The organism is Burkholderia sp. BCC1640 (genome assembly GCF_902833125.1).
In the GTDB taxonomy this organism is placed as follows: domain Bacteria; phylum Pseudomonadota; class Gammaproteobacteria; order Burkholderiales; family Burkholderiaceae; genus Burkholderia; species Burkholderia diffusa.
This window is the reverse complement of record NZ_CADFEF010000017.1, coordinates 76,240-91,298: the sequence shown is the minus strand read 5'-3', so window position 1 is coordinate 91,298 and position 15,059 is coordinate 76,240. Positions and strand designations below refer to the sequence as shown.

Below are 15,059 nucleotides of genomic sequence, written 5' to 3'. Positions count from 1 at the left end.
CGCAGGGCGATGCATGTCGCGAGCTCGCAACGGGAACCCGCATGCGTCACGCAGGGTCGAAACGCCACATGACCGGCAACGGTGTCGCCTTCACCGGTCGATCCACGATCCCCGCACTTTTTTCTTCCCATGTTGAGCATCGGTCCCTTCTCGATCCGCGTCGTCGCGGTAGCCGCCGCCGCGCTGCTGGCGTGGCTCGTCGCCCGCTTCATCCAGCGCCGCCCGCCCGACGGCCAGCACAAGACCGCGTCGAGCCTGATCCTCGACGTGCTGCTGCTCGGGCTGGTCGCCGCGCGCATCGGCTATGTCGCGCAATGGTGGCGCGAATATGCAGCGGCGCCACGGTCCATCATCGCGCTCGGCGACGGTGGCTTCGACTGGCGCATTGGTATCGCCGTCGCGCTGGTGTTCGCCGTGTGGCGGCTGCGTCGCCTGCCCGCGCTGCGCCGCCCGGTGGCAGCCGGCATCGTCGCGGGTCTCGCCGCATGGGGTATCGCGCAAGGCACGCTCGCGACGCTGCAGCGCACCGCGCCGCCGTTCGCCGCAATGCAGCTCGAAGCGCTCGACTCGACGCCCGTGCTGCCGCAACGCTTTGCCGGCAAGCCGGTCGTCGTGAACCTGTGGGCAACGTGGTGCGCGCCTTGCCGGCGCGAGATGCCAATCCTCGAACAGGCGCAGCGCGAGCATCCCGGCATCGCGGTGCTGATGCTCAATCAGGGGGAGAACGCGCAGGCGGTGCGCGCGTTCCTCGAACAGCAGGGGCTGCGCTTCGACAACGTGCTGCTCGATCCGCCGTTGCGTGCGATGCATGCGTACGGGTCGCGCGGGCTGCCCACGACGCTGTTCTTCGATGCGAAGGGCGAACTCGTCGAATCGCACATGGGCGAGATCACCGCCGCGCGGTTGAAGGACGCCGTGGCGCAGCGCTTCGGTCAGTGATCCCGTTGGCCGCCTGCGCGCGGCCATGCTCGATCGTCGATGGCGCGCGCGTTCCCGCTGCCGCGGCTGACGCGCCCCACGACATGCCGACACGTCGACAACCGCCCGCCACGCTTACGGCCTCGACAGCACCATCACGCGCCCCGACACACGCTGAAGCTTCAACCACCCCGTGTCGGCCGTGAACCGAAGCTGCTGCAACGGAAAATCGAATCCCGCCCGCTGCGCGGCGCTGACCACCGCGTCGGCGATCCAGCGGATCAGTTCCTTTCCTTCGTCGGTCGTCTGGTGACCGTTCTGGACGCCGTAGAAATAGCGATTCCCTGCGTTGACTTCGTTTTGCAGCTGCATCCAGTGCCCCGGGAGGCCCGGCAGGGTTCTGAACAGATCGGCCACGCGCTGCGTCGTCAGGCCGCGCGCCCACAACGCGCCATTCACCGCTGGCCGCGCCAGGTTGTGACGGTCTGCCTCCTGAGCCTGCCCCTTGATCTCGCCTTTCAGAATATCGGGTTTCGTCATCGCACTGTCCTCGTGAGGGCCCGGCAACGGGCCAATTGAATAAAAGCCGCCGAATATGGAGCGCGCGCGCTCCGTGCACGATACCTCTAATCTCGAAATTAATCGCCTGTCAGGTGTATCAGGCGAGCGCATCGCAACATAGATGGAATAAATCAGCTCGTTCCGACGGGCGCCGAAGCCCTGATCCTCCCGCCATTCCCCTCCGCGCACCCATTCATTATTCAAAAAAGCGTGACGCGCAGCGAAATCATTTCGCGGATATTCAGACCCACATTCGATTAAACACTCATCATTAAATCGAACTGTTTCGATCTCCGATTTTCTGGACAATTTCCATTCCCGGTCGAATATTTTTTTATTTATTTTTCGCCATGCTGGCCGCGTCGCGTTTTAAACGGCAAACGTTTGCGCGACGCACAAAACGCCTTATCCACCGACCTTCAGGAGGCAAGCATGGCCGACTCTCAAACGTCCTCGAATCGCGCCGGCGAATTTTCGATTCCGCCGAACACCGACTTCCGCGCGATTTTCTTCGCGAATGCCGCCGAGCAGCAGCACATCAAGCTGTTCATCGGCGACAGCAAGGAGCCCGCCGCCTATCACAAGCTGACCACGCGCGACGGCCCGCGCGAAGCCACGCTGAATTCCGGCAACGGCAAACTCCGCTTCGAAGTGACGGTGAACGGCAAGACATCGGCCACCGATGCCCGCCTCGCGCCGATCAACGGCAAGAAATCGGACGGCTCGCCGTTCACGGTCAACTTCGGAATCGTCGTGTCGGAAGACGGTCACGACAGCGACTACAACGACGGCATCGTCGTGCTGCAATGGCCGATCGGCTGACGGCCGAACGCTGACGAAGATTCGCGGCGCGGCATGTCCCGCGCGCCGCGCCGCGCACGACACGGCGACATCCGCTCGCCGGCCGCATCACGCAAAGACAATCCATCAAGACGAGGACGACATGACCCAACCCTTTACCCACGACGACCTGTATGCGCTTCTGCAGCTCGCCGGCAACGACGCAACCGCCGTACAGGCGAACGGCGACCAGGCGGTGCTCGACCGGATGCGTCAGTTCATGACCGCGCAGCTCGTGGAAAAGCTGCCGCAATACGACGTGTTCGTCGACATCGCGACCATCCCGTACAGCTTCGACGTCGGCAGCTGGCAGAACAAGGTGAAGGCCGATGCGGCGGGCCAGGTGATCGCGTGCACGGTGACGTGGGCCGGCGCGCCCGGTGTCCTGCCCGGCGCGGCGGCGAAGTTCGGTGTCGGCGCGGTGGTCAATTACTTCTCGAAGGCGACGCCGCAGCCCGCGCAGCCGGAGCCGACGACGACCGGCGGCGGTGAGCGCGACGGCATCTTCAACCTGCCGCCGAACATCGCGTTCGGCGTGACGGCGCTGGTCAATTCGTCCGCACAGCAGACGATCGAAGTCTATGTCGACGACAACCCGAAACCGGCCGCGACGTTCCAGGGCGCCGGCACGCAGGACGCGAACCTGAACACGCAGATCGTGAACTCAGGCAAGGGGAAGGTGCGCGTGGTCGTGACGGCGAACGGCAAGCCGTCGAAGATCGGCTCGCGTCAGGTCGACATCTTCAAGAAGACCTACTTCGGGCTGGTCGGCTCGGAAGACGGCACGGACGGCGACTACAACGACGGCATCGCGATCCTGAACTGGCCGCTGGGCTAAGCAGCTCGATCCTGTCGATCTTCGCCACGCCGCCCGGCGTGGCGATCCGCATCGACGCCGCCCGCCGGCGCGGGGCGGCACGGCCGCATGCGCCGCGTGCGGCCGGCATCGCGAACCGGGTGTCCGCGAGCGGCGCGCGGGCGGGGTCGCAGCACGGGCATCCGACGTGCCCGTTTCCGCGGAAAACCACACCGCCGCAACGCGCTGGCCGCGAAACCGGAATTCGCGTGCCGTCACCCATGCGTCCGCGCGAAAACCCGCATGGCGTGTACAGTCGAGGGCTGCCGACGCGCGAGCGCATGCCTGTCCGACATTGACGGTCGCCGGCATCCGTCGCGCGCCTTCCGCCCTCAACCCGGAATCCCGTCATGTTTCTCGATCATCTTCATCCGGAACGCTGGACGTTCCTGTGGAACGCGCTGTCCACACTCTCGCTCAGGCTCTGCGCCGCCCTCGCGCTGCTCGTCGCGGGCTGGTGGCTGTCGAAACGCATCGGCAACTGGCTGAACCGGCTGCTCGCGAACAAGGAGCGCGTCGACGACACGCTGCGGCCGATCCTCTGCGACGTCGCCGTGTGGGGCATCCGCATCGTCGCGATCGTCGGCGCGCTGTCGCAGCTCGGCATCGAAACGGCGAGCGTCGTCGCGGTGCTCGGCGCGGCCGGCCTCGCGATCGGGCTCGCGCTGCAGGGCACGATGCAGAACATCGCGGCCGGCATCATGCTGTTGCTGCTGCGGCCATTCAAGGTGGGCGACTTCATCGACGGCGGCTCGAACGTCGCCGGGACGGTGGAAGAAGTCGGGCTCTTCATGACGCGGCTGACGAAGCCGGACGGCATCTGCGAATACGTGCCGAACAGCGCGCTGTGGGGCAGCGCGATCCGCAACTACACGCGCAACCCGACGCGGCGCCTCGATCTGGAAGTGGAAGTGTCCGTGCACGACGACATCGATCGTGCACTCGACGCACTGCGCGCGCTGGCGGAAGCCGATCCCGACGTCCTCCAGGATCCCGCACCGGACGTGATGGTGATGCGTTTCGACGACAGCACGGCGATCGCGAACATGCGCGTGTGGACGCACACCGACAAGTTCTGGGCGATGCGCTGGCGCCTCGCGCGGCAGGTGCGCAAGACGCTTGCCGATGCGGACTGCGCACTGCCGATCCGCACGCGCGAGCTGCACATCGTGCACGACGCCGAACAGCAACGCCGGGCCGAAACGCGCCGCGTGCAGGCGTCGTGACGCGCATCGCGCCGTGCTTCAAATCGCCTTGCGGCGTGAAGCGCGTTTCGCCGATCACGCCGCGATAGTCGGTCGCCGACTATATCCTGCAGGTCGTCGCAACCGATCTGGACGCGTATGCGGAATTCGTCGAACGCGTGCTGCGGAAGCAGGCAGGCGTGTCGTCGATCCAGTCGAGCCTCGCGCTGCGCGACGTCAAGTTCTCGTCGCGCGTGCCGGTGCCGGATGCGTGATCGAATCGTTCAAGCGCCCGTCCGCGGGCATCCGCCGTCGAACTTCATCCCATGGAGCGCTACCGTATGAAGCATTGCATTTCTTCCGCGTCGCTTGCCGCCATGATCGCCTGCGCGCTTGCATTGGGCGCGTGCGCGACTCAGCCGGCTTCCCCCCTCCCGCCCGATGTCGCCGGGCAGGACACGCAAACCGCCCAGGCCGCGCCGCCGATCGTCGGCGGCGATCGCGATGCGCATGGCTGCATCGGCTCGGCCGGCTACGCATGGTGCGAACGCACGCAGCAATGCGAGCGTCCGTGGGAACTCGCGAAGGCGCAAGGTTTCGCGAATTCGGCGCAGGCGTACGAACAGTTTTGCCGGAGCGCTTCGTCGAAGTGATGCCGTGACCGGAACCGGATCGCGGTGCAACGCCGCGGTCCGGATGAAGTATCGATACCGCGCGCGTCGCGACCGTTCCGACCCCGCCGTTCTTCCCGTTCCGCGCACCGTCGTTCCGGAAACCCGGACACGCAAAAAACCCCACGAAAACAAGGATATTCCGCGCGTGCGACACGGCAATCGAGTTCGGTTATATTACGCGCCCCTTGCCATCCCGCCCCCGCGAAACGCATTGCGCGCGGCCTCTTTCGACGCGGCCTGAAGCGCCGTCCGGCGAGGCCTGCGGCACGGGCCCGCGCGCGCCCGGCACGACCGCGAAGCATGCGATTGCGTGACTTCATGAAGTCGATCCGAAGGTGTCCTTCGCAACGGCTTCGCGTGCGCAAATGCAACGGCGAACGCGGCCGGTCCGGAATTCCGGATTCGCGGTCCGGATCTCCGGATGCGCGGGCCGAACGCGAATCCGCATCGGCCGGGCGGCATGGCAAACCGATGCATCCAAGTTGAAAAAGGGATCTGCTGTGATCAAAACGTTACGGGTAATACTGTCGGCGCTCGCGCTGTGCGTCGCGTCGTCCGCGCATGCCGCCGATACGAAGAAGGTCGACGTCCTGCTGGTGGGCGGCGGCATCATGAGCTCGACGCTCGGCGTGTGGCTGCACGAGCTTCAGCCCGACTGGTCGATGACGATGGTCGAACGCCTCGACGGCGTCGCGCTGGAAAGCTCGAACGGCTGGAACAACGCGGGCACCGGCCACTCGGCGCTCGCCGAACTGAACTACACGCCGGAGAAGGCGGACGGCAGGATCGACATCTCGAAGGCAATCGAGATCAACGAGTCGTTCCAGATCTCGCGCCAGTTCTGGGCCTGGCAAGTCAGGCAGGGCGTGCTGAAGAATCCGCACTCGTTCATCAACTCGACGCCGCACATGAGCTTCGTGTGGGGCGACGACAACGTCCGCTTCCTGAAGAAGCGCTACGACGCGCTGCAGGCGAGCCCGCTGTTCCGCGGGATGCAGTATTCGGAAGACCACGACCAGATCAAGCAGTGGGTGCCGCTGATGATGGAAGGCCGCGACCGCAACCAGAAGGTCGCGGCGACGTGGACGCCGATCGGCACCGACGTGAACTTCGGCGAGATCACGCGCCAGTTCGTCGGCTACCTGAAGACGCAGCCGAACTTCACGCTGTCGCTGTCGAGCGAAGTGCGCGAGATCTCGCGCAACGCGGACGGCACGTGGCACGTGTCGTGGGTGAAGCTGCATTCGGATGAACCGCCGCAGGCCGTCGACGCGAAATTCGTGTTCATCGGCGCGGGCGGCGGTGCGCTGCACCTGCTGCAGGCGTCGGGCATCCCCGAGGCGAAGGACTACGGCGCGTTCCCGGTCGGCGGCTCGTTCCTCGTGACCGACAACCCCGAGGTCGTGAAGCGCCACCTCGCGAAGGCGTACGGCAAGGCGTCGGTCGGCTCGCCGCCGATGTCGGTGCCGCACCTCGACACGCGCATCATCGACGGCAAGAAGATCATCCTGTTCGGGCCGTTCGCGACGTTCTCGACCAAGTTCCTGAAGAACGGCTCGTACTTCGACCTCGCGAAAAGCACCAATCTGCACAACGTCGCGCCGATGATGCGCGTGGGCGTCGACGAATTTCCGCTCGTCCAGTACCTCGCCGGCCAGCTGATGCTGTCCGACGACGACCGCTTCAACGCGCTGAAGGAATATTTCCCGGACGCGAAGAAGGAAGACTGGCGCCTGTGGCAAGCCGGCCAGCGCGTGCAGATCATCAAGCGCGACCCGAAGAAGGGCGGCGTGCTGAAGCTCGGCACCGAGATCGTCAGCTCGCAGGACGGCAGCATCGCGGGCCTGCTCGGCGCATCGCCGGGCGCGTCGACGGCCGCGCCGATCATGCTGAACCTGATGCAGAAGGTGTTCAAGGACAAGGTCTCGACGCCCGAATGGCAGCAGAAGATCCGCCAGATCGTGCCGAGCTACGGCACGAAGCTGAACGACAGCCCGGCGAAGGTCGTCGAGGAATGGACCTACACGAGCGACGTGCTGCAGCTCTCGCCGCCGCCGAAGATCGACCTGACGGCGCCGTCGCAGGCGACGGGCACCGCCCCGGCGCGCCCCGCGAAGGCATCGGCCGACATGGCGCTGTAACGCGTCCGGCCCCGTTTCGCCGCGTACGGCCGCCCTTCGGGGCGGCCGTTTTTCATGGCGGATGCGGGCGGCACCGCTCGCATCCGTCGGCGGCGCCCTCACCGGCCGCGCATCGACGCTCGTCCGCTGCCGGTCCGCGCACCGTATCGCCCACTGCCGGCCCCCCGCATCCGCTAGAATTGCGGGCACGCGCGACGCCGTCGCCACCCGATCCACCATCCGCATCGACGCGGTCCACGCGACCGCCGGTGCGGCCCGCGCCCGAGCCGCGCGAGCGCCGCACGCCGTTGCCGCGCCCGCCGGGCGCGCCATCAACCGAATTCAGCTGGAGAAAGACCGTGTTTACCTGCCGAAACCAGAGCTGCGGCACGCAGTGGGAGACGTCCGACGTCGTCATCAAGGACGAAGGCCAGGGGCTGCTGTTCCGCTGCCCGCTGTGCGGCGCGCGCAACTATGTCGAACGCTTCGAGGACGAGGAAGGGAACGTCCTCTACGAACAGATGGAAGGCCGCCCTTACCTCGGAGATCTCTCCTGACATGACCCAATCGACCGCCACGCCGTTCAGCGCGCTGACGCTGACGCCCGCCATGCTCGCGAACCTCGCGCAGCTCGGCTATGTCGACATGACGCCGATCCAGGCCGCGAGCCTGCCGATCGCGCTGGCCGGCCAGGACCTGATCGCGCAGGCGAAGACGGGCAGCGGCAAGACCGCCGCGTTCTCGCTCGCGCTGCTGGCGCGCCTCGACGCGCGCCGCTTCGACGTGCAGGCAATGATCCTGTGCCCGACGCGCGAGCTCGCCGACCAGGTCGCGCAGGAAGTGCGCCGCCTCGCGCGCGCCGAGGAAAACGTGAAGGTGCTGACGCTGTGCGGCGGCACGCCGATGCGGCCGCAGGCGCAGAGCCTCGAGCACGGCGCGCATATCGTCGTGGGCACGCCGGGCCGCATCATGGATCACCTCGACCGCGGCAACCTGAAGCTCGACGCGCTGAACACGCTCGTGCTCGACGAAGCCGACCGGATGCTCGACATGGGCTTCTTCGACGACATCGCGAAGGTCGCGCGGATGTGCCCGACGACGCGCCAGACGCTGCTGTTCTCGGCGACCTATCCGGACGGCATCGCGAAGCTGAGCCAGCAGTTCCTGCGTAATCCGAAGGAAGTGAAGCTCGAAGAGCGCCACGACAATAGCAAGATCCGCCAGCGCTTCTACGAAGTGACGGAAACCGAGCGGCTGCACGCGGTCGGCCAGTTGCTGAACCACTACCGGCCGGTGAGCACGATCGCGTTCTGCAACACCAAGCAGCAATGCCGCGACCTGCTCGACGTGCTGCACGCGCAGGGCTTCCACGCGCTCGCGCTGCACGGCGAGCTCGAACAGCGCGAACGCGACCAGGTGCTGATCCAGTTCGCGAACCGCAGTTGCTCGGTGCTGGTCGCGACCGACGTCGCCGCGCGCGGGCTCGACATCGCGCAGCTGGAGGCGGTGATCAACGTCGACGTGACGCCCGATCCCGAAGTGCACGTGCACCGCATCGGCCGCACTGGCCGCGCGGACCAGGAAGGCTGGGCGCTGAGCCTTGCCAGCATGGACGAGATGGGCCGCGTCGGCGCGATCGAGCAGGCGCAGAAGCGCGACGTCGAATGGCATCCGCTCGCGGAACTGAAGCCGGCCGGCAACGACACGCTGCTGCCGCCGATGGAAACGCTGCAGATTCTCGGCGGCCGCAAGGACAAGATCCGCCCGGGCGACGTGCTCGGCGCGCTGACCGGCGACGCGGGGTTCGACGGCAAGCAGATCGGCAAGATCAACGTGACCGAGTTCTCGACCTATGTCGCGATCGAGCGCGGCGTCGCGCGCGACGCGCTGCGCAAGCTCAATGCGGGGAAGATCAAGGGCAAGCGGGTCAAGGTCCGGTTGATGGACGAGGAATGACGCGGTGATGCCGGCGCGGGCCGCGGCGCTTACGCGGCGCGCCCGCCCAGCATCGCCAGATACTGCCGTACCGCTCCCCATTCCCCGCCGATCCGGCTCAGCGCGACGAGTTCGGAGCCCGGCACGTCGCCCGCGAGTTTCCGGTACACGATGTTCGGCGCCGCGATCCGGCTGAGCGGCGCCGGCACCAGCGCCACGCCGAGGCCGGCCCCCGTCAACGCCAGCACGGACAGCGTGCTGCTCACCTTGTGCGCGATGCGCGGCGCCCGGCCGAGCACCCGCCGCAGGATCGCCAGCTGCCCTTCGTCGTCGCCGTCGGCCGCATAGAAAATGAACGGCTCGTCCGCCAGCGCCGCGACGCTCACCGCGCGCCGCTTCGCGAGCGCATGCCGGTCGCTCATCATCACGTCCCACGCCCAGCTGCCGACCGTCCGCACGGCCAGTTTCGGATCGAACGCCGCGCCGAAGGCCGGGCAATAGCCGATGTCGAGCCGGCCCGCCAGGATCGCGTCCTGCTGCGCGGCCGGCGCCATTTCGTGCAGGTCGAGCGTCACCTCCGGCCATGCCGCGTGAAACGCGATCAGATCGTCGGACAGCCGCCCCGTCGCGACCGCATTGCCGACGAAGCCGATCCGCACCACGCCCGTCTCGCCGCGTGCGGCACGCTGCACCACCGTCTTCGCGCGCTCGGCCTGCTCGAGCGTGTGCCGCGCTTCGGCGACGAGCAACCGACCCGCGTCGGTCAGCAGCACCTTGCGGGTGGTGCGCTCGAACAGCGTGGCGCCCAGCTCCTCCTCGAGCGCGCGGATCTGCGCACTCAACGCAGGCTGCACGATATGCAGCCGTTCCGCCGCCCGGCCGAAATGCCCTTCTTCGGCAACCGCGAGAAAGTAGCGCAAATGGCGAAGGTCCATGACGTCGATTGATCACTCGTAACGATTAATCTCGAAATTTAATCTATTGGAATGAAAAATCAACCGCGCGCATCCTGATCGACATCCGCTGCATCGCAGCGCACGCCCAGGGAGCCCGATCATGTCCGACCGCAACCGCATCGATGTTCACCAGCATGTCGTCCCGCCGTTCTGGGCCGACGCCCTGCCCGCCCACGGCGGCGACCCGTCCGGTTGGGGCAGCCCCACCTGGAGCCCCGAAGCCGCGCTCGCGTTCATGGATTCGCTGGAGATCCGCACAGGCGTGCTGTCGCTGACGGCGCCCGGCGTGCAGGGCTGGAACGGCCAGGCGAAACGCGACATGGCGCGTCAGGTCAACGAATACGTGGCCGGCCTCGTCGCGAAATGGCCGACCCGCTTCGGCAACTTCGCGACGCTGCCGCTGCCCGACGTCGACGGCGCGCTCGCCGAAATCGACCACGCATTCGACACGCTGAACGCCGACGGCGTCGTGCTGCTCAGCAACTACGGCGGCGTCTACCTCGGCGATGCGGCATTCGAAGCCGTCTGGGCCGCACTCGATCGCCGTCACGCGGTGGTGTTCATTCATCCGGCCAAGCCCGCGATCGACGTCCTGGCCGGCATGCCCGGCCCGCTGCTCGACTATCCGTTCGATACGACGCGCACCGCGCTGCAGCTCGTGCTCAACGGCGTGGTCGCGCGCTACCCGAACGTGCGCATCATCCTGTCGCACGCCGGCGGCTTCCTGCCGTACACGGCATACCGCTTTGCCGAACTCGCGCCGGGCGTGCGCGACGACGTGCCGGATCGCGACGGGCTACTCGACCTGCTGCGCACGTTCTACTTCGACACCGCGCTGTCGTCGCCGTCCGCGCTGCCGAGCCTCATGGCGTTCGCGAGGCCCGCTCACATCCTCTACGGCAGCGATTTCCCGTATGCGCCGCCGTCCGTCAGCACGTCGTTCGCCGCCGCGCAGGACGCGTATGCCCCGCTGGACGCCGACGGCCACGCCGCGATCAACCGTGCGAACGCGCTGCCGCTGTTCCCGCGCCTCGCCGCGCTCGCGCGGTAACGCACGACGACATGCAGCGTGACGCCCCGCAATGGCGGCGTCACGCGCTCGCTCGGCCCGCGGCCATCCGCGCCGCGCCGTCAGAACGGAATAACAGCCTTAGCCCACACGGCCTCGCCGGCCGGCCGGTTGCGCACGAAGAACTCCTTCACGACGCGCGCCTCCACGCTGATCTTGCCGAACTGGTAACGGAAGCCGGGCCCGATCGCGAACGTCTGCCCGCGAAAGCCGTCGCCCGCGACCGGCTGCCCGTTCTGCATGTCGTCGGTGGTCTGCTTGACGAAGTATCCCGACAGCCCGACACGGGCCTTCGGCGTGACCGCGTAGCTCGCCGAGTAATCGATGTGGAACAGGTTCCCCGAGTGGTAATGGGTATCGTTGTTCGGCGCGTTGAAGCTGTAGGTCATCTTCGCGGACACCTCGATCTTGTCGTTCGGCAACCACGACACGCCGAACACCGGCCGCGCGGTGTAATAGTTTTTCCCGGTGTTCAGCGCCGCGTGGGCATCGTACTGTCCTGTCGGAAACACGAACTCGATCGCCGCGACGGTGCGCAGCGCACCCGATCCCCATGCGATCAGCGCGGGGCTAACGATCAGGTCGCCGAGATTGGTGCGGTCGAACGACGCGCCGCCCGCGTCCAGCGCCAGGTGCTCCATCGGCAGCACCGCATATGCGCCGTAGCGCCCGCCGAGCACCGACAGGTTCGACATCCAGACGACGCGCGGAATCAGCACGTCGGCGTCGAGCTTGAAACCCGGCACCGAGCCGTTGCCGTGCGAATCGTTGAAGCGCGATGCATGGTAATGCGTGTAATACAACAGCCCGTACAACCCAGCCGGCGGCAGCGCGCCGGCGAAGAACGCCTCCGCGCCCTCTCCGATCGTGTCGCTGCCGCCTTCCGTCGCCGATGCGCCGGTGCTCAGCACCATGCCCGCACACGCGGCGAGCGAGACCAGTCCGAATGCAGTTTTTCGTTTCATCGATGTCTCCGATATTCGTTCTACTGAATTGATTTTTTATGGTCGTCCTGCACGCCGCCTTCGCCGGCTACTCGCCAAAGTGCTCGATCACGAGCCGGTTGAAGCGTGCCGCATGCTCGATCTGCGTCCAGTGTCCGCAGCGCCCGAACACGTGCAGTTGCGCGTTCGGCAGCAGTTCCAGCAGCCTCATCGAACTGTCGAGCGGAATCACGCGATCCTCGCGACCATGCACGATCAGCGTTTCGTGCGGCAGCGCGCGCAGTTTCGCCTCGTCGCTCGCGAGCGCATCGACCCAGCGCTGGCGCGGCGCCGGAAACATGTTCGCGAACGCCTCCTGGTAACCGGGCCGCACGCTCGCGTCGTAGCGCAGCTTCGCGAGTTCGTCGTTCACCAGCGTGCGATCGAACGCGAAGATGTCCAGCAGGCCGCGCATGTTCGCGATCGACGGCGTATAGCCCCACACGGCATCGAGCCCCTCCGTCAGCGTGAAGCGCGTGCCCGCCGCGCCCATCAGCACGAGGCGGCCGACCCGGTCGGGCGCACGGATCGCCAGCGCAAGCGCGAGCGCGCCGCCGAACGAATTGCCGATCACGTGCGCGCGCTCGACGCGAAGCGCATCGAGCAGGCCGAGTGCGTGGTCGACCCAGTGGTCCATCGAATACGCGTAATCGCGCGGCCGCTCGGTTTCGCCGAATCCGGCCATGTCCGGCGCGATCACGCGAAACTGCTCGGCGAGCGCGGGCATCGTGAGCCGCCAGTTCGCGTAGGCCGTGACGCCCGGCCCCGAGCCGTGGATCAGCAGCACGGGCGGCCCGTCGCCGAGGTCGTGATAGTTGGTGTCGAGGCCGCTCGCGACGATCCGGCGGCCCAGTTCGGGATTGGTTGACATGACGCTCCTCCAGTCGATTTCGATGGCGCGGCGCGTCAGCGGCCGCGCTTTTTCGCGCTCTGCCCGCCGATCCCGAAGTGCGCCTTCGGCATCTCGGTGATGATCACGCGCACCGATTCGAGCGGTGCGTCGAGCGAGCGATGGATGGCTTCGGTGACTTCGGCGATCAGGCGTTCCTTCTTGTCGTCGTCGCGGCCTTCCAGGATGTACAGATGCGCTATCGGCACGATGGCCTCCCTTTGCGTTCGAAACGTTCAGATGAATCGCAGGCCCACCGACCCGATGTCCTGCACGCGCAGCGTCACGTTGTCGCCGGCCGCGACGGCCACCGCCTCCGTGATACCGCCCGACAGGATCAGGCTGCCCGCCGGAATCGATTCGCCGCGCGCGCCGAGGTGGTTCGCGAGCATCGCGATCGCGGCGGCCGGGTGCCCGAGCACGGCCGCGCCGGCGCCGAACGCGACCGGCAAGCCGTTCTTCTCGAGCACGATGCCGAGCGTGCGCAGGTCGACGCCGTGCACGGCCAGCGGCCTGCCGCCCGCGACGAAGCGCGCGGCCGACGTGTTGTCGGCCACCACGCTCTTCAGGTCGAACTTGAAGTCGCGGTAGCGGCTGTCGATCACCTCGATCCCGGCGACGACGAAGTCCGTCGCGGCGAGCACCGCGCCGACATGGCAGCCCGGCCCCTTCAGCTCGGCCTTCGTCACGAATGCGATCTCGGGCTCCACCTTCGGATGAATCAGCGCGGACGTATCGCACTCGCCGCCGTCGGGCAGGTCGTAGACGTCGGTCAGGAATCCGAACACGGGCGTGTCCACGCCCATTTGCCGCATCTTCGCGTGCGACGTCAGGCCGGCCTTGTAGCCGACGATCCGCGCGCCACGCGCAAGCTGCCGGCGGCGAATCGCATCCTGCACCGCGTATGCGTCGTCCCAGTCCATCTCCGGATGACGGTCGGTGATCTTCGGCGTGTCGCGCGCCTCGCGCATGCAGTCGTCGAGATGCGCGGCCAGCGACTCGATCGTGTCGGTCGTGAGATTCATGCGGCCTCCCGCTTCGTTTGTGCCGCGCGCGCCTTCGCGAGCGTCAGCGCGGTGTCCTCGATCATGTCTTCCTGCCCGCCAACCATGCCGCGCCGGCCGAGCTCGACGAGGATGTCGCGCGCCGGAATCCCGTACTTCTCGCCCGCGCGCTTCGCGAACAGCAGGAACGAGCCGTACACGCCGGCATAGCCGAGCGTCAGCGCGTCGCGGTCGATGCGGATCGGGAAATCCATCATCGGCACGACGAGATCCTCGGCGACGTCCTGGATCTTCCACACGTCGACGCCGGTCTCAATACCCATCCGCTCGCAGACGGCGACGAACACTTCGAGCGGCGTGTTGCCCGCGCCGGCGCCGAGCCCGGCCGCCGCGCCGTCGATCCGGTTCACTCCGGCCTCGATCGCGGCGATCGAGTTCGCGACGCCCATCGCGAGGTTGTGGTGACCATGGAAGCCCAGTTCCGTCTCAGGCTTCAGCGCGTCGCGCACCGCGGCGAGGCGCGCCTTCACGTCGTCGGGCAGCATGTAGCCGGCCGAATCGGTGATGTAGATGCAGTTCGCGCCGTACGACTCCATCAGCTTCGCCTGCTTCACCAGCCCGTCGGGGCTGTTCATGTGGCTCATCATCAGGAAGCCGACGGTATCCATGTCGAGCTTGCGCGCCATCGCGATGTGCTGCTCGGACACGTCCGCCTCGGTGCAGTGCGTCGCGACGCGGATCGTATGCACGCCGAGCGCGTGCGCTTCCTTCAGGTGGTCGACGGTGCCGATGCCCGGCAGCAGCAGCGCCGACACCTTCGCGCGCTTCAGCAGCGGGATCACCGCGCCGAGGTATTCCGCGTCGGTATGCGCGGGAAAGCCGTAGTTGAACGACGAGCCGCCGAGGCCGTCGCCGTGCGTGACTTCGATCAGCGGCACGCCGGCCGCGTCGAGCCCGCTCGCGATCGAGCGCATCTGGTCGAGCGTCATCTGGTGACGCTTCGGGTGCATGCCGTCACGCAGCGTCATGTCGTGGACGGTGATTCGTTTGCCTTTGAGATTCATTTCCGT

At 66.9% G+C, this 15,059-nt stretch carries 16 protein-coding genes and 1 pseudogene; 10 read left to right on the top strand and 7 right to left on the bottom strand.

Annotated features, from left to right (window positions below; translation table 11 throughout):
• Positions 1–129 precede the first annotated feature (129 nt).
• Entirely contained in the window at positions 130–939 is an 810-nt protein-coding gene (locus HWX25_RS19525) for a TlpA disulfide reductase family protein (protein WP_175909823.1), read from the top strand.
• Between the two features lie 114 nt (positions 940–1,053).
• Here the strand turns inward: HWX25_RS19525 and HWX25_RS33465 are convergent, their stop codons facing one another.
• Complete coding sequence (locus tag HWX25_RS33465) at positions 1,054–1,788, bottom strand: hypothetical protein (protein ID WP_244135271.1); 735 nt, start codon at positions 1,786–1,788, stop codon at positions 1,054–1,056.
• A 123-nt stretch (positions 1,789–1,911) separates the two neighbouring features.
• Between HWX25_RS33465 and HWX25_RS19515 the strand changes: the two genes are divergently transcribed.
• The 8 genes and pseudogenes from HWX25_RS19515 to dbpA all read left to right on the top strand — a co-directional run bounded on the left by HWX25_RS19515 (position 1,912) and on the right by dbpA (position 9,109).
• Positions 1,912–2,301 carry a fucose-binding lectin II gene (locus HWX25_RS19515; protein ID WP_057926312.1) on the top strand — a complete coding sequence of 130 codons (390 nt, stop codon included), beginning with the start codon at positions 1,912–1,914 and terminating at the stop codon, positions 2,299–2,301.
• 121 nt (positions 2,302–2,422) lie between these two features.
• Entirely contained in the window at positions 2,423–3,157 is a 735-nt protein-coding gene (locus tag HWX25_RS19510; RefSeq protein WP_175909821.1) for a fucose-binding lectin II, read from the top strand.
• Between the two features lie 368 nt (positions 3,158–3,525).
• Positions 3,526–4,401, top strand: a complete 876-nt coding sequence (locus tag HWX25_RS19505) for a mechanosensitive ion channel family protein (RefSeq protein ID WP_175909819.1) — start codon at positions 3,526–3,528, stop codon at positions 4,399–4,401.
• Between the two features lie 74 nt (positions 4,402–4,475).
• Positions 4,476–4,634 (top strand): annotated as a pseudogene (locus tag HWX25_RS19500) (Lrp/AsnC ligand binding domain-containing protein); the annotation flags it as partial.
• A gap of 66 nt (positions 4,635–4,700) precedes the next feature.
• On the top strand, positions 4,701–5,012 hold the full coding sequence (locus tag HWX25_RS19495; RefSeq protein ID WP_059818389.1) for a hypothetical protein: 312 nt from the start codon (positions 4,701–4,703) through the stop codon (positions 5,010–5,012).
• Positions 5,013–5,515: 503 nt separating this feature from the next.
• On the top strand, positions 5,516–7,174 hold the full coding sequence (gene mqo, locus HWX25_RS19490; RefSeq protein ID WP_175909817.1) for a malate dehydrogenase (quinone): 1,659 nt from the start codon (positions 5,516–5,518) through the stop codon (positions 7,172–7,174).
• 338 nt (positions 7,175–7,512) lie between these two features.
• Complete coding sequence (locus HWX25_RS19485; protein WP_059818388.1) at positions 7,513–7,710, top strand: hypothetical protein; 198 nt, start codon at positions 7,513–7,515, stop codon at positions 7,708–7,710.
• A 1-nt stretch (position 7,711) separates the two neighbouring features.
• Positions 7,712–9,109 carry an ATP-dependent RNA helicase DbpA gene (dbpA, locus tag HWX25_RS19480; RefSeq protein WP_175909815.1) on the top strand — a complete coding sequence of 466 codons (1,398 nt, stop codon included), beginning with the start codon at positions 7,712–7,714 and terminating at the stop codon, positions 9,107–9,109.
• 29 nt (positions 9,110–9,138) lie between these two features.
• Here the strand turns inward: dbpA and HWX25_RS19475 are convergent, their stop codons facing one another.
• Positions 9,139–10,023: a LysR substrate-binding domain-containing protein gene (locus HWX25_RS19475; RefSeq protein ID WP_175909813.1), complete on the bottom strand. Its 885-nt coding sequence runs from the start codon at positions 10,021–10,023 to the stop codon at positions 9,139–9,141.
• A gap of 121 nt (positions 10,024–10,144) precedes the next feature.
• On the opposite strand from HWX25_RS19475, the gene hndA reads away from it, so the two are divergent.
• Positions 10,145–11,095, top strand: a complete 951-nt coding sequence (gene hndA / locus HWX25_RS19470; RefSeq protein WP_175909812.1) for a 2-hydroxy-1-naphthoic acid nonoxidative decarboxylase — start codon at positions 10,145–10,147, stop codon at positions 11,093–11,095.
• 80 nt (positions 11,096–11,175) lie between these two features.
• Here the strand turns inward: hndA and HWX25_RS19465 are convergent, their stop codons facing one another.
• From HWX25_RS19465 to dmpG, 5 genes are all read right to left on the bottom strand, one after another.
• Positions 11,176–12,078, bottom strand: coding sequence for a transporter (locus tag HWX25_RS19465; RefSeq protein WP_175909810.1), 903 nt, complete (start codon positions 12,076–12,078; stop codon positions 11,176–11,178).
• Positions 12,079–12,145: 67 nt separating this feature from the next.
• Entirely contained in the window at positions 12,146–12,967 is an 822-nt protein-coding gene (locus HWX25_RS19460) for an alpha/beta fold hydrolase (RefSeq protein ID WP_175909808.1), read from the bottom strand.
• 35 nt (positions 12,968–13,002) lie between these two features.
• The gene (locus HWX25_RS19455) at positions 13,003–13,197 is read right to left on the bottom strand and encodes a 2-hydroxymuconate tautomerase (protein WP_257130074.1); all 195 of its coding nucleotides are present in this window, start codon (positions 13,195–13,197) and stop codon (positions 13,003–13,005) included.
• Positions 13,198–13,221: 24 nt separating this feature from the next.
• Positions 13,222–14,010 (bottom strand): 2-oxo-3-hexenedioate decarboxylase, encoded by a 789-nt coding sequence (dmpH, locus tag HWX25_RS19450; RefSeq protein WP_175909806.1) that lies wholly within the window; start codon positions 14,008–14,010, stop codon positions 13,222–13,224.
• Positions 14,007–15,053, bottom strand: a complete 1,047-nt coding sequence (gene dmpG, locus HWX25_RS19445; RefSeq protein ID WP_175909804.1) for a 4-hydroxy-2-oxovalerate aldolase — start codon at positions 15,051–15,053, stop codon at positions 14,007–14,009. The genes dmpH and dmpG overlap by 4 nt, the downstream gene beginning before the upstream one ends.
• Between the last annotated feature and the right edge of the window lie 6 nt (positions 15,054–15,059).